This is a genomic window from Nocardia xishanensis NBRC 101358 (assembly GCF_001613365.1).
Lineage (GTDB): Bacteria > Actinomycetota > Actinomycetes > Mycobacteriales > Mycobacteriaceae > Nocardia > Nocardia xishanensis.
The window spans coordinates 14,405-33,062 of record NZ_BDCF01000027.1 but is presented as its reverse complement, the minus strand read 5'-3'; the positions used below and the strand labels follow the sequence as shown (position 1 = coordinate 33,062).

The following is an 18,658-nucleotide window of genomic DNA, read 5'->3' as shown; positions in this document are numbered from 1 at the left end:
CGATGCTTCGGTACGCCTACTCCGCCGCCGCGGTCTGCTGCGCGGCGACGATCGCCCTGGCCCCCGCCGCGGCCGCGGCGCCACCACCCGACGATCCCAACGACGCGCGCGGCACGGAGTCGGTGAACCCGGCGCTCTCCGCGGGTGTCGACCTGCTTCTGACCTCGGCCCGTATCGGCGTGAAGGCCTTGGCGCTGACCATCGTTCCGCTCCACTATTTCCCGTCGTTCGACGCGATCATCACCCGGGAGAGCGGCTGGAACATGTTCGCGGTCAACCCGTCCAGCGGCGCCTACGGCCTCGGCCAGGCGCTTCCGCCGGAAAAGATGTCCACCCACGGCTCCGACTGGCGGTTCAACCCCGTCACCCAGCTGCGCTGGACCTACGACTACATGGTCGACCGCTACGGCAGCCCCGACGCGGCGTGGGTGTTCTGGCAGCAGAACCACTGGTACTGACGCGGCGCGTCAATCCTCGACGGCCAGCGCCTGTCGCATCGTCAGACGTCCCCGCGTCTGCATGAGCGAGCGCCGGTACATCTTCTCCGCGATCAAGACGGTGCCATAGGTCCCCGCCGCCATCAGGATCAGCGCGACGACGGGCTCCCACCAGGCCGCGGCGCCCTCCGCCAGCCTGGCGGGCATGGCGACGATCGAAACGATCGGGACATAGGACGCGATCACCCGCCACGTGCCGGTGAGCAAGATGCCTGCGAACAACACGATCATGATCACCATCGACATGGGCATCGAGGTGGATTGCAGGTCCTCGCTACGCGTCGCGAGCGCGCCCGCGACCGCCCACAAGCTCGCCAGGGCGAGGAAGCCGACCACGAAGAAGACGACGAACCAGCCTGCCGCGCCCGCGATCGTGGTCACCTGGTCGCCCCTGCCGGTGGCCGCCAATCCGATCAGGCCTGCGCCGACGAACAGTGCGAGCTGCACGAAGGCCATCGCCGTGTTACCGAGCACCTTTCCGATCAGCAACTGCCGCAATGGGATAGCGCTGGCCAGGATCTCCACGATCCGGTTCTGTTTCTCCTCGACCACGCTCTGCGCGATGCCCATGCCGAACAGGATCGACGCGGTGTAGAAGAGGAGCGCGAAGACGATGCTCACGATCCTGGCCAAGCCCGGTTCGATCGTGGACCGGTCGAGCAGGTCGTAGGTCACCGCGCCGCCGCGGCCGAGCTGCTCCAGGCTCACGCCCGCGGCGGCGGCATTGCGCTGCACCGCGATCTGCTGCACGGCGGCACCGAGATACGTTGCGGCGTCGTCGTTCTGGGCGTTATCGCCGACCAGCCGCCAGCCGCCAGGTTCCGCTGGCATCAAGCCGACCTCGGTCTCGTCGTCGCGCACCCGCTGCTCGACCGCCGTCACATCGGGCTGCGGGCGGGCCGTGAAGACGACCTTCCGGTCGGCGCTCGCCGCCAGATCGTTGGCGACCGCGACGATTCGGTCAGCTCCCGCACCGACGACGGCGACGTCGATCTCCTCGGTGCGGTTGCTCACGAAACCGGTGATGGCCAGGGACGCGACGATGGCCGCGATGGTGATCACCGTGGAAACCAGGAAGTTTCGATCGCGCAGCTTCACCGCGATCTCGCGAGCCGCCACGAGCCGCCACACCCCGCGTGGAGCGAAATCCGTACTCATGCCGTCACCTCGCGGTAGATCTCCGACACCGACGGTCGCACCTCGGCGAGTTCGCGCACCGGGCCGCGGGCCAGCGCTTCGCCGAGCAGCGCTTCGGTGGTCGCGCCGTCGAGTTCGAGCAGCACACTGGAACCGTTGGTCTGTAGTACCCGCACGCCGGCATAGGAGTGCAGCCAACCCGGGTCGCCGCCGACCGCGAGCCGATAGCGCGTCGAACCGGTGGACCGGAGCTCGTCCACCGAGCCCTGCCCGACGACCCGGCCCGCCGCGAGAATCACCAGCCGATCGCACAGCCGCTCGACCAGATCGAGCTGATGCGAGGAGAAGAGCACGGGCACGCCCATGCTCGCGTATTCGCGCAACAGATCGGCCATCGAATCGACCGCGGACGGGTCGAGACCGGAGAACGGCTCGTCCAGAATCAGCAGCGATGGCTGCGCGATCACCGCCGCGGCGATCTGCACCCGCTGCTGGTTGCCCAGCGAGAGAGCTTCCAGCTTGTCCTTCGCGCGATCACCGAGGGCGAAGCGGTCCAGCAACTCTCGCGCGCGGAGCCGGGCGTCGGTCGCCGTCCGCCCGCGCAGCCTGGCCAGGTAGACGAGCTGATCGAGCACCGGCTGCTTCGGATACAGCCCGCGTTCCTCGGGCATGTAGCCGAACGACCTGCGGTCGGCGGCGGTCACCGGCCTGCCCTGCCAGCGCAGTTCCCCGCCGTGCACCGCGAGCACGCCCATGATCATGCGCATGGTGGTGGTTTTGCCCGCCCCGTTGCCGCCGACGAATCCGGTAAGAGCGCCGGGCGTCACGGCGAACGACACGTCGTCGACCGCGACGACATCCCCGAACCGGCGCACCAGGTGCGCGACTTCCAACATCGAACTCCCCTTGTCCTCAGCTGTTCCCCCACCCTAGCGGTGCACGGGCCGCGGTGGACCCGGTCAGCGCAGCGGGATGACGATGCCGAACGGCAGGGTGATGCCGGGCTCGGGTGCAGGAGACTGGGGCACAAAGGGTTCCGATTCCGGTGCGGGCTCCGGCGCGGCATCGGAAGCCGGGGCAGGTACCTGCTCGGAATCCGCCATCGGCGCTTCGGCTTTCGGCTCCTTGTACGGCAGCGGCCCGCTATGCTGCGGCATCTCGATCACACATGCCGGATTCTTCTGGGCAGGTATGACTTCGGGCTCGATGAGCTCTCCGGCATCGCCGCCGTAGGTCCGGCCCGGCGCGATCGGCAGTCCTCCGGGTTCGCCCGGTCGCGGCATCGGAGCGGGAACCCCCTGCTCGCACGGATCGGGCGGTGGCGGGCAGAAGATCCCGCAGGGAATCGGCGGCAGACCCGGGATGGTGATCATCACCTGCGTCGGCGCGGGAGCCGAGGGAACGGTGGCGACCGGCGGCTGTTCCGTCGGGGCAGGCGTGGACGGCAGGGCGGTGTCGCGAGCGGACAGCTCCGGAGCGGGCTGGATCATGGGCCCCGAGCCCGGCGGATCCAGCTCGGGGCCGATCTCGACGCGAGCCGGAGCGCCGCCCGTGCGATACGCCGCCGACCAGCTCAGCACGTCGCGCGCGTAGGACACCGAGTTGTTGTAGCGCAGCACCGCCCGCAATTCCTGCGCCGGATCCCGCAGGTCCGTCCCACCGGAACACAGGTACTTTCCGGCGGCCAGCGATGCGTCGAACACGTTGTGCGGGTCGGCGATTCCGTCGCCGTTGCCGTCGGCGGCATACGCGCTCCACGTGCTCGGCAGGAATTGCATGGGCCCCATCGCGCGGACGTATCCGCCGGACGCGGCCTTGATGATCTCGTTGCCCGGCAGCGTCCCGTCCAGGGCCGGGCCGAAGATCGGCGCGAGCGTCGTCCCCGCCACATCGGTGTGTCCGCTTCCCGCGTGGCCGGATTCGATCCGGCCGATCCCGGCGAGCAGATTCCACGTCAGCCCGCAGCCCGGCATCGAAGACTCCAGGGCCAACTCGGCATTGCGATACGCCGCCAACACGATCTCCGGAATGCCCAAGGGGCCACGGGTATTCGGCAGCGAGATGTCGTGCAAGGGCACCGTCCCCGCGAACGCGGGCGACCTCACCGGAGTAACGGCGCGGAGCGTGCGCGGCGTATCCGGTGCGACAGGAAGCAATCCGACCGCCCGTGACAAACCGGCAGCGGCGACGTCTTCCCCCTGCGCGGCGCCGTCAACGACCGCCGACAGCGCCTCGGGAGCTTCGGGCGGGGCGCTGGGACCGCCCTGGTGCGCCGCCGAACCCGTGACGACCAGTCCCGCGACGGCCAGCGCCGATGCGGTCAGTGCTGCGGATACACGCATTCGGCTCTTCCATCCTCTACGCCATCGGAGAGCGGCTGTGCTGCCCCGGCGCCCCCAGTAGGGTCCGCGCTACGCGTCTCCGATCGGGTGCCTCACCGAAGTTCCTCGACCCCCGCTTCATAATGAGGAACTGCCATTAACATACACCATCATTTGTCGTCGCCAAGACGATATAGATAGAAGACTTTCTACTTACTTATCCGGCCACGGCCGACGCTCGGTCAGCGCGAACTCGAGCGCAATCCTGCGTCGAGCTCCGGGACATGGCTGTATCCGGCGGCTCCTCCTCGCCCGCGCGAGCGTCGACCGCCGTCCGAAACACGCTGCCCCACCGAATATCCCGGCGGGTGATCACCAGTCGACGAGGCCCAGTTCGTGCAGCTTGCGGAAGACGAGCATGGAGCCCGGAGCGACGTGGTCCATTGCGGCGTACTCGCGCACCGTGAAATACCGGAGTTCGGCGATCTCGCCGCTGGGGTGCGGATCGCCGTCGAGTTCGGCGGTGAAGCAGGTCATGTGCAGCCGCGTACCCGGCGCGTGGCCGTACGCCTCGGCGTGGAAGACGCCCAGTTCGGCGCAGGAGGCGACGCCGACGCCGAGTTCCTCCCTGACCTCACGGTGCAACGCCGCGACCGGCGTTTCCCCGGCGTCGATCTTGCCGCCCGCCATGTAGAAGACGTCCTTGCCGATGGATCGCGCCTGCAGCAGACGCCGATCCCGGACATGAGCCAACGCAGCTGTGCGAATCACCGGCCCACCCTACTGACCGGCCAGGGCCGCCGGTCAACCGAATATGGAGCCGCCCACCCGGTGCGCGCGGGTCCGACGCGCATCGGAAGCAGTGGCCCGACTGCGTCCGGCGACGGCGCGCGGTGTTCTACAGTCGCCTCACACCGATCCGCATCCGGCTGACACGGCATGGTCGCGAGGAGGAATCGTGTCCGAGGGTTCACGGTCCACCGTCCTGACGAATATCGGCACGCTGGTCACCAACGACCCGGACTCGGGCGTCGGCCCGCTCGGCGTGCGGCGCGACGCGGCGGTGGTGTTCGAGGATGGACTGGTCGGCTGGGTGGGTGATTCGCGCGAGGCTCAGGCGGCCGATGTATGCGTGGATCTGGCGGACCGGGCGGTGCTGCCCGGATTCGTGGAAAGCCACGCGCATCTGGTGTTCGACGGGGAGCGGGCCGAGGAGTTCGCGGCCAGGATGTCCGGGACCGCCTACGCGGCGGGCGGCATCCGCACCACCATCGCCGCGACGCGGGCGGCCGGCGACGACCGGCTCGCCGCCAACGTCCTGCGGCTGATGGACGAGTCGCTGCGCTCGGGAAGCACGACGGTCGAATGCAAAACCGGCTACGGCCAGACCACCGGGGACGAACTGCGCAGCGCGCTGGTGGCCGGGCGCTTCACCGACGAGGTGACCTTGCTGGCCGCGCACGTGCCACCGCCGGAGTACGCGGGACGAGCCGGCGAGTACGTGGAGATGGTGTGCCGGGACATGATTCCGGCTTGCGCGCCGCACGCGAAGTGGATCGATGTGTTCTGCGAACGGGGCGCGTTCACCCGGGAGCAGTCGGAGGCCGTGCTGCGGGCGGGAATGGCGCACGGGCTGATTCCCCGGGTGCACGGCAATCAGCTCGGCCCCGGTCCCGGCGTGGGATTGGCCGTCGAACTCGGCGCGGCCTCGGTCGACCACGTCAGCTACGTCACCCCCGCCGACATCGACGCCCTCGCGGGCAGCGCGACGGTGGCGACACTGCTGCCCGCCGCCGACTTCTGCACCCGCAACAGCTATCCCGACGCCAGGGCACTGCTCGACGCGGGCGTCACCGTAGCGCTGGGCGCGGACTGCAATCCCGGCACCTCGTACACCACGAGCCTGCCGTTCTGCATCGCGCTTGCGGTGCGCGAGTTGCGAATGACGCCGGAGGAAGCGGTGTGGTCCGCCACCGCGGGCGGCGCACGGGCACTGCTCCGCGACGATGTCGGCACCTTGCGCGTCGGTACGCGCGCCGACGCACTCGCGCTCGACGCCCCTTCCTATCTGCATTTGGCCTACCGGCCCGGCGTGCCGCTCGTGCGTTCGGTGTGGCGCGGCGGAATCCTCGTCGCCGGAACGGCAGCCGCATGAACCCGCGCCTCCCGGTCGATATCGCCCCGCGGCCGTGGACCGGCCGGGTCGACGGCGACGGGCCGCAGCACGCCCGGTGGCATCAGCTGGTCCGCCCCTACGATCCGGCGCGCACGGCCGGAAAGGGTTGTGTGCTGATCGGTTTCGCGAGCGACGAGGGCGTCCGCAGGAACAAAGGCCGTCCGGGGGCGGCGGCGGGTCCGGACGCGCTGCGCGGCGCGCTTGCGTCGCTGGCGCTGCCCGAACCGCTCGATCTGGAGGACGCGGGCACCGTCACGGTCACCGATGGCGATCTGGAGTCGGGTCAGCGGCGGCTGGGCCGCGCCGTCGCGGCCGCCTTGGACGCGGGCCGCTTTCCCGTGGTGCTCGGCGGCGGTCACGAGGTCGCCTTCGGCACCTATTCCGGCATCGCGGCGGCACGGCTACGCGGCACGCTGCGGTTGGGCATCCTGAATCTGGACGCCCACTTCGATCTTCGGGCCGATCAGGAGCCGAGCTCGGGCACCCCGTTCCGGCAGATCACCGAGGCCGAACGCGCGGCGGGAGCGTCCTACCGCTACGACGTGCTCGGCATCAGCCAACCGGGCAATACGGTCGCGCTGTTCGAGACCGCGCGCGAACTCGGCGTCCGCCATCTGCCCGACGACCGATGCGGCCTACTGGACCGGGCGGCCGTGGACGAGTTCGTCGATGCCTTCCTGAACGACGTCGACCTGGTCTATCTCACCATCGACCTCGACGTCCTCCCCGCCGCCGTGGCTCCCGGCGTCAGCGCGCCCGCGGGCTTCGGCGTACCGGTCGAGACCGTGCAGCGCGTATGCGACCGGGTGACGGCCAGCGGCAAACTCGTCGCCGCCGACGTCGCCGAACTCGCGCCGGTCTTCGACATCGACGGCCGCACCGCCCGCACGGCCGCGCGGCTGATCCACCGGATCGTCACCGGTCACCGCGTGGCGAGCTGAGTGCCGCACCTGTGCCGTGCGGATCAGGCATCTCGGGCCAGCAGGCTCGCCAACCCAAGTGGCACTGACCGGAAACGACGGTAGTCGAATGGCCGTTGCCCGCTGGACAAACGCAACGGACCAACCGACGCGGCACGGACGCGGTGCCCAGTGCCGTTCGACTTGTCCAGATCCGTCAGCCGCAGACGGCGTCGACAGCGCCGGTGACCACATCCAGACCACGGTCGAGCTCGTCGTCGGTGATCGTCAGCGGCGGCAGCAGCTTGACCACCTCGTCGACGGAGCCGGAGGTCTCCACCAGCAGCCCGCGATCGAACGCCACCTGGCAGACCTTGCCCGCCAGCGACGGGTCCTCGAACACGATGCCGTGCACCAGACCTCGCCCACGAGTCGAGACGCCGGGATACGCCGCGGCCACTCCGGCGAGCGCCCGCTCGATCCGCTCGCCTTTGGCGAGGGTGGCACGCTCGAGCGCGTCGTCGGACCAATAGTGGCGCAGCGCGACCTCGGCTGTGACGAAGGCGGGGTTGTTGCCGCGGAAGGTTCCGTTGTGCTCGCCAGGGGCCCACTGGTCCAGCTCGGACTTGAAAAGCACCAGCGCCATGGGCAATCCGTAGCCGCCGATCGACTTGGACAGCGTCACGATATCGGGCGTGATACCCGCGGACTCGAAGGAGAAGAACGGACCGGTTCGCCCGCAGCCCATCTGCACGTCGTCGACGATCAGCAGGATGCCGCGCGCCCGGCACAGCTCGGCCAGTTCGCGCAGCCACCGCGCCCGCGCCACGTTCACCCCGCCCTCGCCCTGCACCGTCTCCACGATCACCGCCGCGGGCTTGTCCAAACCCGAGGAGGGATCGTCGAGCGCGCGCCGCATCCAACGCAGTTCGTCGCCCGCGCCGAGGTAGCCGTCGTAGGGCATCGGCGTGACGTGCACCAGCGGCACACCCGCACCCGCCCGCTTGGCGGCGTTGCCGGTCACCGACAGCGCACCGAGCGACATGCCGTGGAAGGCGTTGGTGAAGTTCAGCACCGGCTGTCGTCCGGTGACCTTGCGGGCCAGTTTGAGCGCGGCCTCCACGGCGTTCGCTCCGGTCGGGCCCGGGAACTGCACCTTGTAGTCCAAGCCGCGCGGAACCAGCACGGTATCGCGCAGCGTTTCCAAGAGCCTGCGCTTGGCCACGGTCGACATGTCGAGCCCGTGAGTGATGCCGTCGCCGACGAGGTAGTCGATCAACGCGCGCTTGAGGACCGGATTGTTGTGGCCGTAGTTCAGCGCGCCCGCTCCCGCGAAGAAGTCCAGGTAGTCGCGGCCGTGCTCGTCGCGCAACCAGGCGCCGCTGGCGGTGTCGAACACCGTCGGCCAGGATCGGCAGTAGCCGCGGACATTCGATTCGAGAGCCTCGAAAACGGTCGACTCGGCGACAGTCATCACGATCCTTCCTGTCGTGCGCGAGCGCTGGCAGATAATCTGAAGTGACTGTGTTTCTAACACTGGCGCGTCAGCTTCGTCGCACTTTCGGCGAAATCGCGCGGGAAGCTACCGCGCATCGGCGACCGGACAGTAAGGTTGACTGCTTGTGCACTGGAGTGCGGGAGGGGAGGAGCGGCAGGCCGCGGCAACCCAGGCGCGACGCGAGGCCACACTGTATTGGCGGCTCGCCATCGCGGGGTTCCGGCGGCAGTCGCAATACAAGCTGGCGATGTTCGCGGGGCTGTTCACCAACTGCGTGTTCGGGCTGGTGCGCGCGGCGGTAATGCTCGCGGCGGTGCGCGGCGCGGGCGAATTCGGCGGGTACGACGAAGGCACCATCGGCGCCTACGTCTGGCTCTCGCAGGGACTGCTCGGCGCCATGCAATTCATGGGTCCGCCAATAGAATTGGCGGAGCGAGTCAAGAACGGCGACATCGCGATCGATTTCCTGCGCCCGGTCGACATCCAATTCGGCTATCTGGCAGCCGATCTCGGACGCGCGACCTGCACCATCGTGCCGCGCTTCCTGCCGAGCGTGCTGTTCGGCTTCCTGACCGTCGGGCTCGCGATGCCCACCACGCCGGGACCCTACGCGCTCGGCGCGATCTCGATGTTGCTGGCCATCTCGCTGTCGTTCCTGCTGCTGTTCGTCATCGGGCTGATCGGCTTCTGGGTGGTCGAGACCCGCGGCATCCGGGTGCTGTACCAGATCTGCGGTACCTTCCTCGCAGGCCTGTTCGTGCCGGTGCACATGTTCCCCGACTGGTTGCGCACGCTCGCGAACGCCACCCCGTTCCCTTCCATTCTGCAATCCCCGATCGACGTGCTCTCGGGGCGAATCATCGGCCTGGACAGCGTGACGGTCGTTGGGACACAGCTCTTCTGGGTGGTCGCGGTCGCCGTCGCCGGACGGCTGATGCTGTCGGCGGGCCGCCGCAAGTTGGAGGTGCAGGGTGGTTGAGGCAGCGCCGGTTTCCGCGCCATCGGGGAGATGGTTCACACCGTATGCCGCGGTGTTGCGCTCGCGCATCCGATCCCAGCGCGCCTACCGGCTGTCCTTCGCCAGCGAGGTGTTCAGCGCCTTCCTCATCGGCGTCGTCGAATTCGCCGAGGTGTGGGTCATCTTTCACAACGTGCGGGTGCTCGGTGGGCTCGATCTGCACGCGGCGTTGCTGCTGTTCGGCCTGAGCAACACCACGTTCGCGCTGGCCCAGGTGCTGGTCGGGCATCTGGACACGCTGCCGACCCTGATCAGGATGGGCACACTCGACGCCTACCACTTGCGCCCGCAACCGCTGCTGCTGCAACTGGTCACCGGTGACGTCTCGCTGCGCCGATTCGCGCGCGCCGCGGTCGCCATCGTTGTGCTGATCATCGGGTTGCTACAGAACGACATCGATTGGGACGCGGCCGCATTCGTCCTCGTGGTGATGACGCTCGGCTGCGGTATTCTGCTGTTCAGCGGGATCTTCGTCTGCGCGGCCGGGTTACAGTTCTTCCTGATCGACGGTTCCGAGCTCACCAATAGTTTCACCTACGGCGGGTCGTTCGCCGCGATGCAGCCTGCCTCGGTATTTCCGCTGCCGTTGAAACTGTTGTTCGGATTCGCCGTCCCGGTCGCGTTCACGGCGTACCTGCCCACCATCGCCCTGCTCGAGTTGCCCGGCCCGCCGCTGCTGCCGTCCTGGCTGGCCTGGCTGACTCCGCTGGCGACGCTGTGGATATGGCTGCTGGCACTCGGTTTGTGGCGGCTCGGGACGAGGCACTATCAGGGAGGCGGGGGATAAGCGTGGCGGACAGCGACTTATCTGAGACGATCATCGATATCGAGAATCTGACAAGGCAATTCACGCTGTACCGCAAGAACGGCAGTCGGTGGCGCAGGCAGCGCGACATCCTCACCGCGGTCGACGGGATGACTTTCCGAATCGAACGCGGCGCGGCCGTCGGATACATCGGGGCGAACGGCGCGGGGAAATCCACCACCATCAAAATGCTCACCGGCATTCTGGTTCCCTCCTCCGGGCGGGTGCGCACCTGTGGCCTGGACCCGGTCCGGCGGCGGCGTGAACTGGCGAGCCGCATCGGGGTGGTGTTCGGGCAGCGGTCCCAGCTGTGGTGGGATCTGCCACTGCGCGAATCGTTCACGATCCTGGCCGCCATCCACCGGCTGGAACCCGACATCACCCGTAAGCGCACCTACGAGCTGGTCGAGCAGCTGGAGATGGCCGAGACGCTGGACACGCCGGTGCGTCAGCTCTCGCTGGGCCAACGGATGCGCGCCGAGGTCGCCGCGGCGCTGCTGCACTCCCCCGAGCTGGTGATCCTGGACGAACCGACGATCGGCCTCGACGTGCTGTCCAAGCAGCGGCTGCGGGAGTTCCTGCGCGCCGAACGGGCCGACCGCGGCACCACATTGCTGCTCACCACGCACGACATGGGCGATATCGAAAGGCTCTGCGACCGTGTGCTCGTCGTCGACCACGGGCGGCTGGTCTACGACGGTTCGCTCGCCGGGCTCGGCGCGACGGTGGGCGCGCGCCGGGTGCTGGTGGTGGATCTCGCCGAGCCGACCCCGGATCTGCGCGAGCTGCCATCCGGCGCTGAACTGCTCACCAGCGAGGCCGACGGCATGCGCCAGCGCCTGGCCTTCGACGCCGAATCCATCACGGCCGCACAGCTGCTCGCGGCGGTATCGGACCGGGTGGAGGTGCGCGATCTGTCCATCGAGGAGCCCGGCATCGAAGACGTGGTCCGCCGCATATACGAATCCGCCCGCTGACGAGCAGGCGGGCGGATGCACGGTATTCGGTTGGATCCGGCGTTACGGCTCGCGCGGCCCCTGATCCAGCCGGAACGGCGGGTACTCGTCACGCATCAGCGAGGCGTAGGCCTGCACTCGGATGGCCCACCGATTGATGCCGACGACGAAGTCGTACAGCCCCTTCGGGTAACGCGCGGTGAACAGCAGCGCGATCAGCGCCACCGCGAGCAGGAGGGAGATCAAGGGCCAGGTCAGCACAAGACTCCACGGATTGGCGCCGTCGTCCGCCGCGTTGCCGACCGCGCCGCTCATCAGCGCGCCGACGATCAGATAGTGCGGAATGGCCAGCAGCCACCATTTGACCAAAACCAGGCCCCGGTGCAGGGTCTCGGGATAGTCGACCTCGAGATCGGCCGGATAGTCCGCGTCCTGCCGCAAATGGAACGGCGGATACTTGTCGGTGCCGAGCACGGTTAGCGAGTAGAAACCGACCCGCCAATTCCACCGCATGACACCGACATTGAAGTCGAACAGGCCGCGCGGATACTTTCCGGTGAACAAGATCGCGAAGAAGGCGATCACCGAAACCACGAAGTACGCGATGTACAGGAAGAAGAGCACGATGTAGTGCGGAATGGCCAGTATCCACTTCACCAGCCACATCCATCGCGACAGATTGGGATCGAGATCACCGCGGACGCGGATCGGATTCGCCGCGACCACCGGCTTCTCGGGTTCCATTTCCATGATCGACGCTCCTTCCGGGCTTCGAATGCACAGCCCTCCCGGGCTTGGATTTCACAGGGCGCCTGTGAGGTATCTCATAATTATCCGGCACCCCTCGGACAGTAAGAGCACGATGCGATACCGACACGCCAACAAAAACGACCGACCAGCCTGACCGGTATGTTGCGAAAGGCAGGCAGGGCCGCGATACTTGCTGGCGTCTGAATCGAAAACCGTTGTGTTTGGGGGGATTCCGATCATGCGTAACTCTCGTCGCTTCGTGTTCGTCGTCGGCTTGCTACTGATCGCGCTGGTCGCTATCTCGGTGACGGGCTGCGGCTCCAGCAAGAAACGGCGCCACTCCTCCTCCAGTCCGGTGGCCACGGCGACCACCACCTCGGCGGCGGCCTTCCACAGCTGCGAGGACGCCTGGGCGGCGGGCAGGGCTCCGCTGCGCCGCCACGACCCCGGCTACTCGGCATCACTGGACCGGGTGGACGGCAAGGAGGACGGCGTCGCCTGCCTGGTGCGCCCGACCACAGCACCGCGCTGATTCGCGGCCGGAGCCGAAGCCACCGGCCCGGTGCTTATTCACCACCGGCGCATTACAGGGGGCCGCGCGGCACCGCGCCCGCCACTGACTCCAGCGTCGAATGCATGGCTGGATCGACGGCTATCGGGCGCGAAACGACGACATCCGCGCGCCGACGGCGACCGGACCGGGGCGAAGCCACGGGCTTGTACTATCGGCAGACGTGATCTTCGGTGCGATACGGGGCCCCGGTATGCGGGCGGTGATCGCCTGCGTCTTCGCCGCGTGGGCGCTCGCCATGGCGCTGCCGGAATGTCACCTGTTCACACCCGCCGCCACGATTCACGCGCACATCGAATCCTCCGGTCCGGGCGTCGCGTCCCAGGTCGTGCCGTGGGCAGGCGCCGACCTGCACCAGCACGTCGCCGAACCGGACCGGCATCTGTCCACCGACGCGGTGATCGCGACCCTGCCGCGCTCCGGTCCGTCGCTCCAGGAACTACTGCTCGTCGGCGTCACGCTGCTGCTCGCGCTGCCGTTGACCACCGGGTTCGGCGTCGGCCCGCGGGCGCCGCCGGTCTCCGCTCTTCCGGTTCATCGCGGCCGGGATCTGCTCACTCGATTCGGCATCGATCGGAACTGATCGGTCAGCGTCAGGTCGTGGCCTGCCGGGGCCCGGCCGGTGTTCGTGCGTTCCCGCACCACACACCTCGCTGCCACAGCGACCGCACAGAATCGATGATTCCCCATGACTGCTGCACTGCGGAACGATGCCGTGCTGAATCCCGCTCTGTTCGAAACGACTTCGGAACCACTGCCCAGCCCGGCGAGTCTGCTAACCACCGCGGGCCGCTGCCCGCGACCGGCCACCATGGTCGGCAACACCCCCGTCCTCTGGATCACCGAACCGCTCGCGCCCGTCGGCCGCGGTTTCTGGGCGAAATTGGAGGGCGCCAATCCGGGCGGCATGAAGGACCGGCCCGCGCTGCACATGGTCGAACGCGCCGCCGCCCGCGGCGAGCTGACGCCGGGCGCACCGATCGTCGAATCCACCAGCGGCACCCTCGGCCTGGGCCTCGCGCTCGCCGGGATGGTGCACCGCCACCCGGTCACCTTGGTCACCGACCCGGGCCTGGAGCCGATCATGCACCACATGCTGGCGGCCTACGGCGCGCGCGTGGAGACGGTGACCGAACCGCACCCCACCGGCGGCTGGCAGCAGGCCCGCCGCGACCGCGTCGCCGAACTCCTCGCCGCCGACCCACGCGCCTGGTGCCCCGACCAGTACCGCAATCCCGACAACCGCGCCGCGTACGAATCGCTGGCCATGGAGCTCGTCGCGCAACTCGGCCGCGTCGACGTGCTGGTCTGCTCGGTCGGCACCGGCGGTCACTCCTCTGGCGTCGCCCGCGCGCTGCGCCGCTACTTCCCGCAGCTGCGCCTGGTCGGCGTGGACACCGTCGCGTCAACCATCTTCGGCCAGCCCGCCGGGCCTCGGCTGATGCGCGGGCTCGGTTCGAGCATCCACCCCGGCAACGTCGACTATCCGGCGTTCGACGAGATCCACTGGGTCGCGCCCGCCGAGGCGGTGTGGGCCTGCCGCGCGCTGGCCGCCACCCACCACGCCAGCGGCGGGTGGAGCGTCGGCGCCGTCGCACTCGTCGCGGGGTGGCTGGCCCGCACTTGCGACCCGGACGCGCGCATCGCCGCCGTCTTCCCGGACGGACCGTTGCGCTATTTCGACACCGTCTACAACGACGCGTACTGCCGCGAACACGGTCTGCTCGCCATCGAACCGCCGACCGAGCCCGCCACCATCGCGCACCCGTACGCCGAGGTGGTCGACTCGTGGACCCGATGCACGACTGTCCTCGATCCGAAGCAGCACGCACCTGATCTCAGCCGGCATCAGCGCGGTCCCACCGAGCACCAGCTCAACCGCACTCAGCCGCAGCCCGATTCCCATCGACACCAGCTCGATTCGGCCCAGCACCGATCCGACTCACACCTCCAGGAGCGCACTGTGCCCAGCGACAACCCGGCGGCCGACAGTCGGGCCGACACCACCGCGCCGGGGGTCGAGCGATGAGGGACGTCTACGCGACCTATCGCAGTTTCGGCAGGCCGAGCCGGGTGCTGATGGTCAACCAGTTCGCCATCAACACCGGCTTCTACATGCTGATGCCCTACCTGGCCGGTTACATGGCGGGCCCGCTCGGTCTGGCCGCATGGGCGATCGGGCTGGTGCTCGGCATCAGGAACTTCTCCCAGCAGGGCATGTTCCTGATCGGCGGCACCCTGGCCGACCGGCTGGGATACAAGCCGCTCATCGTGGCCGGATGTCTGCTGCGCACCGGCGGTTTCACGCTGCTGGCCTTCGCCGATTCCCTGCCCGCGTTGCTGATCGCCTCGGCCGCAACCGGTTTCGCGGGCGCGCTGTTCAACCCGGCGGTCCGCGCGTACCTGGCCGTCGATTCCGGCGAGCGACGTGTCGAGGCGTTCGCGGTGTTCAACATCTTCTATCAGGCGGGCATCCTGTTCGGCCCGATCCTCGGCCTGGCGCTGATGGCCTTCGATTTCCGCGCCACCGCGGCGGGCGCGGCGGCGGTGTTCGGACTGCTCACCATCGCCCAGCTGCGCGCGCTGCCGCAGCACCGCGCCGAGCCGAAAACCGCCTCGGTGCTGGACGATTGGCGAGTAGTGCTGGGTAACCACCCCTTCCTGCTGTTCGCCGCGGCGATGATCGGCTGCTACGTCCTCTCGTTCCAGGTGTACCTGGCGCTGCCCATGCAGGCCGCCCGCATCGTCGGTGACGGCACGGCGACCGTGCTGATGACGGCGGTATTCGTGGTCTCGGGGGTGATCGCGATCGCCGGACAGCTGCGCATCACCCGCTGGTTCGCCGCCCGCTGGGGCCGCCCGCGCAGCCTGGTGTTCGGCATGGCGATCCTGGCGGCGGCGTTCGTCCCGCTGCTGCTGGTCCCCGGCGTCGCACTCGGCGTCCCCACGGCGGTCGGCGCGCTGCTGCTCACCGCCGCGGTGCTGGGTGTCGGTGCGGCGGCGGTGTTTCCGTTCGAAATGGATACCGTCGTCGCGCTCTGCGGCGACCGCCTGGTCGCCACTCACTACGGCCTGTACAACACCGTCGTCGGCACCGGCATCCTGCTCGGCAACCTCGGCACCGGCACGGTCCTGGACGCGGCCCGCTCGGCCGGACTGAGCTCGCTGGCCTGGGCCGCGCTGATCGCCATCGGCGCGGCCTCCGCCGCGGGACTGTACGGACTTGCCCGCTCCGGGCGTCTGAATGCGCCGGCCACGATGCCACTGGCGGCCACGGCATAGCGGTGGGTACTCCCCCGGGACGCGGAGGCGCTCAGCTGGGCGCCTCCCCCTGGGCGGAGTACAGGCTGACCTCGCCGTCCTCGCCTAGGAACGCGTTGACCAGCATGATCCGATTGACCCGCAGCTCCTCGGGATCGGGCGCGCTGGTGGTGATGGAGATCTGCGGGATGACCGCCCAGTTCACCACGTAGCGCTCTGGTGGGCCGTCGTCGTCGGACAGACGTGCGAGCCGGAACACCGAGACCGTCTTGCGGACGATGAGGTTGCGCACGACTTCAGCAATTCGCTCGGGATCTTCCAGCGCGAACATGAAGCCGAATGTCAGCTCCGGCGATGACACATATGCGGGCACGAACATCGAGGCTAGTCCATCGCACCGGAGCACGCAGCCGCCGCGCCGCCACGATAACTGAAGATGCGCCGATGGCTCAGTTCACTTTGAGCAAAGGTCGATTTCGGGTGACCGCACCGTAACGGACGGTAACGATTTCCGACCGGCGCATGGATTTTCACACCATACTGTTGCGCCGATTCGGCTATCGCGCTTTCCTGAAAGTGTCCCGATTTGTCGGGCCGTCTTCCTCATCGCATCGTCGCGGATTTCCCGGTTACTTTGCCGTGCTGGTGGACTGTGTGGGGGGCGTCTCGGGCTCGGGGCTGCGCCGGAGCCGAGGGGTGCCCCTCCCCGAAATCCCCCTCGGCCCTGGCGTATCCACGATCGGATCGTTACGAGCAGGGGCGTGCACCATGCCTACCGAATACGCCGGGAACCGTATCGGAGCCGGCGAGCTGCCACCGCGATCAGCGCTGCTGCGCGCGTTTCGCGAACCCGACGACCCGAACCGGAAGAAACACCGAGTCCTCGCCGCGGCGCGCGAACTGGTCGAATGCCACGAGCGCAGGCACCGCGCGCTCGCCGCGGCGCACGCGCCGGACGCCAACAACCGCAGGGTCGCGGCGTGCAGTCAGCTGGTGGAAGACATCGACGAGCGCCGCGCCGAGCTCGTCGGACGCATAGACGACTGGGTGGCGAGCAATGTCGCGCACCGCGCAGGCGCTTCGCTGCACACCGAGACGCTGGGCGCCGTCATCGACCGAATGGCGGCGAAATGGACTGCGGCACAACAGGCTTTGGGCAAGACCGGCCCGGCGGCGCAGCCACCGCGGGTGGACGGGGAAGCCCACCTGCTGTGGACGCGGCTCGCCGAGCTGGCCGACGGCTATCAGGACCTGATCACCGATGTCACCGAGCACCGGCGCAGGCTGCCGGTGTGGTGATCAGCGACGGTCGTCGAGGTCGGTCTCGACGACCTCGGCCTCGACGAAGGCGGAGCCGGCGGCAGGCGGCTCCGGCTCGGCCTCGGCCTGGTCGGTGGCCTCGTCCGGCAGCGTCTCCCGATGGGCGGCGGCGTCCTTGCGAGCCGCCGCGGCCGCCTCGTTCATCTCGATCGCGTCGGTGATCCACTCACCGATCTCCCGAGTGACCTCTTGAACGGTTCCGGTGATGATCGTCGCGATATTTCCGACGTGCCTGGCACCGGAGGCCGTCAATTCCTGGATCAAATCCTTGTTGCTTTCGAATTTCCCGATCATTCACACGCCCACTTCGGTTGCCTTCCGCTGACGCATCACGATAACACCGGGAGATGACGGCTTCTTCGTGAACCGCGGCGGCAACGCCAGCTTGAAAATCTTCGACCACACATCGCCGATCTGCTTGCTCAACGGCCCGGTGTGGTACGGCAATCCGTACTTCTCGCACAGCGCCCGCACATCCGGCGCGATCTCCGGATAACGGTTGGCGGGGATGTCCGGGAACAAGTGGTGTTCGATCTGATGCGACAGGTTGCCGCTCATGATGTGGAACAGCTTGCCGCCGCTGATGTTCGCCGAGCCCAGCATCTGCCGGACGTACCACTCGCCGCGGGTCTCCTCGGCGGTCTCCTCCTCGGTGAACGTCTGTACGCCGGAGGGGAAGTGGCCGCAGAAGATGATCGAATAGGCCCAGACGTTGCGCACGAGGTTGGCGGCGGCGTTCCCGGCCAGCGTGCTGACGAACAGCGGACCGGTCAGCGCGGGGAAGATCACGTAGTCCTTCAGCGCCTGCTTGCCCGCCTTACGCCACCAGCCCTTGACCAGCGGCTTCAGATCGGACCACTTGCGCTTGCCCTGGATGATGTTGTCGGCCTCGGCGTCGTGCAACATCACGCCCCACTCGAAGAACACCATCAGCAGGAACGCCCACAGCGGGTTGCCCAGATAATAGGGGTTCCACTTCTGGCCTTCGTCCATGCGCAGGATGCCGTAACCGATGTCGCGGTCCATGCCGTGGATGTTGGTGTAGGTGTGGTGCATGTAGTTGTGCGAGTGCTTCCACTGGTCCGCCGGGCAGACCGTGTCCCATTCGAACTCACGGGAATTCAGGCCGGGCTCACGCATCCAGTCGTACTGGCCGTGCATGACGTTGTGGCCGATCTCCATGTTGTCCAGGATCTTCGACACGCTCAGCGCGGCCACCGCGGCCAGCCATACCGGCGGCAGGAAGCCCAGGTACATCAGTCCGCGGCCGGCGATCTCGAAACCGCGCTGCGCCTTGATGATCGAGTAGATGTACTCGCGGTCGTGCTCGCCGAGTTCCGCGACGACGCGGTCGCGCAGTTCGTCGAGCGCCTTGCCCAGTTCTTCGACCTGATCCGGCGTCAGGATCAGCGGTCCGTTCTCGGTCTCGGTCAGGATGGTCATTGCCGG

Annotated in this window: 20 protein-coding genes; 11 read left to right on the top strand and 9 right to left on the bottom strand. The window is 68.1% G+C overall.

Annotation, left to right across the window (positions count from 1 at the left end; translation table 11 throughout):
- The first annotated feature begins 2 nt into the window (after window positions 1-2).
- Window positions 3-458: an aggregation-promoting factor C-terminal-like domain-containing protein gene (locus NX1_RS21400; protein WP_068062384.1), complete on the top strand. Its 456-nt coding sequence runs from the start codon at window positions 3-5 to the stop codon at window positions 456-458.
- A 9-nt stretch (window positions 459-467) separates the two neighbouring features.
- Here NX1_RS21400 and NX1_RS21395 read toward each other — a convergent pair whose 3' ends face one another.
- The 4 genes from NX1_RS21395 to NX1_RS21380 all read right to left on the bottom strand — a co-directional run bounded on the left by NX1_RS21395 (window position 468) and on the right by NX1_RS21380 (window position 4,726).
- Window positions 468-1,655, bottom strand: coding sequence for an ABC transporter permease (locus NX1_RS21395; RefSeq protein WP_068062379.1), 1,188 nt, complete (start codon window positions 1,653-1,655; stop codon window positions 468-470).
- Window positions 1,652-2,530, bottom strand: coding sequence for an ABC transporter ATP-binding protein (locus tag NX1_RS21390; protein WP_068062375.1), 879 nt, complete (start codon window positions 2,528-2,530; stop codon window positions 1,652-1,654). Before NX1_RS21390 ends, NX1_RS21395 begins: the two co-directional genes overlap by 4 nt.
- A gap of 63 nt (window positions 2,531-2,593) precedes the next feature.
- Entirely contained in the window at window positions 2,594-3,976 is a 1,383-nt protein-coding gene (locus NX1_RS21385; protein WP_068062370.1) for a lytic transglycosylase domain-containing protein, read from the bottom strand.
- A gap of 351 nt (window positions 3,977-4,327) precedes the next feature.
- The gene (locus tag NX1_RS21380) at window positions 4,328-4,726 is read right to left on the bottom strand and encodes an NUDIX hydrolase (RefSeq protein WP_068062367.1); all 399 of its coding nucleotides are present in this window, start codon (window positions 4,724-4,726) and stop codon (window positions 4,328-4,330) included.
- 184 nt (window positions 4,727-4,910) lie between these two features.
- Here NX1_RS21380 and hutI point away from each other — a divergent pair, with 184 nt between their 5' ends.
- Both hutI and hutG read left to right on the top strand, forming a co-directional pair.
- Entirely contained in the window at window positions 4,911-6,110 is a 1,200-nt protein-coding gene (gene hutI, locus NX1_RS21375) for an imidazolonepropionase (protein WP_068062466.1), read from the top strand.
- Window positions 6,107-7,072, top strand: coding sequence for a formimidoylglutamase (gene hutG, locus NX1_RS21370; protein WP_068062469.1), 966 nt, complete (start codon window positions 6,107-6,109; stop codon window positions 7,070-7,072). Before hutI ends, hutG begins: the two co-directional genes overlap by 4 nt.
- A 175-nt stretch (window positions 7,073-7,247) precedes the next feature.
- Here the strand turns inward: hutG and ectB are convergent, their stop codons facing one another.
- A complete protein-coding gene (gene ectB / locus NX1_RS21365; RefSeq protein WP_068062364.1) occupies window positions 7,248-8,504 on the bottom strand; it encodes a diaminobutyrate--2-oxoglutarate transaminase in 1,257 nt (418 codons plus the stop codon).
- A 148-nt stretch (window positions 8,505-8,652) separates the two neighbouring features.
- On the opposite strand from ectB, the gene NX1_RS21360 reads away from it, so the two are divergent.
- From NX1_RS21360 to NX1_RS21350, 3 genes are all read left to right on the top strand, one after another.
- The gene (locus tag NX1_RS21360) at window positions 8,653-9,507 is read left to right on the top strand and encodes an ABC transporter permease (protein WP_245668617.1); all 855 of its coding nucleotides are present in this window, start codon (window positions 8,653-8,655) and stop codon (window positions 9,505-9,507) included.
- Between the two features lie 52 nt (window positions 9,508-9,559).
- Window positions 9,560-10,333, top strand: coding sequence for an ABC transporter permease (locus NX1_RS21355; RefSeq protein WP_245668616.1), 774 nt, complete (start codon window positions 9,560-9,562; stop codon window positions 10,331-10,333).
- 128 nt (window positions 10,334-10,461) lie between these two features.
- Complete coding sequence (locus NX1_RS21350) at window positions 10,462-11,328, top strand: ABC transporter ATP-binding protein (RefSeq protein WP_373864901.1); 867 nt, start codon at window positions 10,462-10,464, stop codon at window positions 11,326-11,328.
- Between the two features lie 42 nt (window positions 11,329-11,370).
- Here NX1_RS21350 and NX1_RS21345 read toward each other — a convergent pair whose 3' ends face one another.
- Window positions 11,371-12,057, bottom strand: coding sequence for a DUF4389 domain-containing protein (locus NX1_RS21345; protein WP_373864900.1), 687 nt, complete (start codon window positions 12,055-12,057; stop codon window positions 11,371-11,373).
- Window positions 12,058-12,295: 238 nt separating this feature from the next.
- On the opposite strand from NX1_RS21345, the gene NX1_RS21340 reads away from it, so the two are divergent.
- From NX1_RS21340 to NX1_RS21325, 4 genes are all read left to right on the top strand, one after another.
- Complete coding sequence (locus NX1_RS21340; protein ID WP_068062356.1) at window positions 12,296-12,589, top strand: excalibur calcium-binding domain-containing protein; 294 nt, start codon at window positions 12,296-12,298, stop codon at window positions 12,587-12,589.
- A gap of 202 nt (window positions 12,590-12,791) precedes the next feature.
- Complete coding sequence (gene lpqS / locus NX1_RS21335; RefSeq protein ID WP_157119923.1) at window positions 12,792-13,211, top strand: putative copper homeostasis (lipo)protein LpqS; 420 nt, start codon at window positions 12,792-12,794, stop codon at window positions 13,209-13,211.
- Window positions 13,212-13,316: 105 nt separating this feature from the next.
- Window positions 13,317-14,657: a PLP-dependent cysteine synthase family protein gene (locus NX1_RS21330; protein ID WP_373864899.1), complete on the top strand. Its 1,341-nt coding sequence runs from the start codon at window positions 13,317-13,319 to the stop codon at window positions 14,655-14,657.
- Entirely contained in the window at window positions 14,654-15,910 is a 1,257-nt protein-coding gene (locus NX1_RS21325) for an MFS transporter (protein WP_068062349.1), read from the top strand. The genes NX1_RS21330 and NX1_RS21325 overlap by 4 nt, the downstream gene beginning before the upstream one ends.
- Window positions 15,911-15,941: 31 nt before the next feature.
- Here the strand turns inward: NX1_RS21325 and NX1_RS21320 are convergent, their stop codons facing one another.
- Complete coding sequence (locus NX1_RS21320; protein ID WP_084501637.1) at window positions 15,942-16,268, bottom strand: hypothetical protein; 327 nt, start codon at window positions 16,266-16,268, stop codon at window positions 15,942-15,944.
- A 389-nt stretch (window positions 16,269-16,657) separates the two neighbouring features.
- Here NX1_RS21320 and NX1_RS21315 point away from each other — a divergent pair, with 389 nt between their 5' ends.
- Entirely contained in the window at window positions 16,658-17,188 is a 531-nt protein-coding gene (locus NX1_RS21315) for a DUF4254 domain-containing protein (protein ID WP_068062347.1), read from the top strand.
- On the opposite strand, the gene NX1_RS21310 is transcribed toward NX1_RS21315, so the two are convergent.
- Window positions 17,189-17,503 carry a hypothetical protein gene (locus NX1_RS21310; RefSeq protein ID WP_068062345.1) on the bottom strand — a complete coding sequence of 105 codons (315 nt, stop codon included), beginning with the start codon at window positions 17,501-17,503 and terminating at the stop codon, window positions 17,189-17,191.
- A complete protein-coding gene (locus tag NX1_RS21305; protein WP_068062343.1) occupies window positions 17,504-18,652 on the bottom strand; it encodes a fatty acid desaturase family protein in 1,149 nt (382 codons plus the stop codon). It lies immediately after the preceding gene.
- Window positions 18,653-18,658: the final 6 nt, after the last annotated feature.

Bases quoted from the DNA above. Each gene is read 5' to 3' on its own strand.
- NX1_RS21400 (WP_068062384.1), top strand. From the start codon at position 3: ATGCTTCGGTACGCCTACTCCGCCGCCGCGGTCTGCTGCGCGGCGACG.
- NX1_RS21395 (WP_068062379.1), bottom strand. From the start codon at position 1,655: ATGAGTACGGATTTCGCTCCACGCGGGGTGTGGCGGCTCGTGGCGGCT.
- NX1_RS21390 (WP_068062375.1), bottom strand. From the start codon at position 2,530: ATGTTGGAAGTCGCGCACCTGGTGCGCCGGTTCGGGGATGTCGTCGCG.
- NX1_RS21385 (WP_068062370.1), bottom strand. From the start codon at position 3,976: ATGCGTGTATCCGCAGCACTGACCGCATCGGCGCTGGCCGTCGCGGGA.
- hutG (WP_068062469.1), top strand. From the start codon at position 6,107: ATGAACCCGCGCCTCCCGGTCGATATCGCCCCGCGGCCGTGGACCGGC.
- ectB (WP_068062364.1), bottom strand. From the start codon at position 8,504: ATGACTGTCGCCGAGTCGACCGTTTTCGAGGCTCTCGAATCGAATGTC.
- NX1_RS21350 (WP_373864901.1), top strand. From the start codon at position 10,462: ATGACTTTCCGAATCGAACGCGGCGCGGCCGTCGGATACATCGGGGCG.
- NX1_RS21345 (WP_373864900.1), bottom strand. From the start codon at position 12,057: ATGGAAATGGAACCCGAGAAGCCGGTGGTCGCGGCGAATCCGATCCGC.
- NX1_RS21340 (WP_068062356.1), top strand. From the start codon at position 12,296: ATGCGTAACTCTCGTCGCTTCGTGTTCGTCGTCGGCTTGCTACTGATC.
- NX1_RS21330 (WP_373864899.1), top strand. From the start codon at position 13,317: ATGACTGCTGCACTGCGGAACGATGCCGTGCTGAATCCCGCTCTGTTC.
- NX1_RS21325 (WP_068062349.1), top strand. From the start codon at position 14,654: ATGAGGGACGTCTACGCGACCTATCGCAGTTTCGGCAGGCCGAGCCGG.
- NX1_RS21320 (WP_084501637.1), bottom strand. From the start codon at position 16,268: ATGTTCGTGCCCGCATATGTGTCATCGCCGGAGCTGACATTCGGCTTC.
- NX1_RS21315 (WP_068062347.1), top strand. From the start codon at position 16,658: ATGCCTACCGAATACGCCGGGAACCGTATCGGAGCCGGCGAGCTGCCA.
- NX1_RS21310 (WP_068062345.1), bottom strand. From the start codon at position 17,503: ATGATCGGGAAATTCGAAAGCAACAAGGATTTGATCCAGGAATTGACG.
- NX1_RS21305 (WP_068062343.1), bottom strand. From the start codon at position 18,652: ATGACCATCCTGACCGAGACCGAGAACGGACCGCTGATCCTGACGCCG.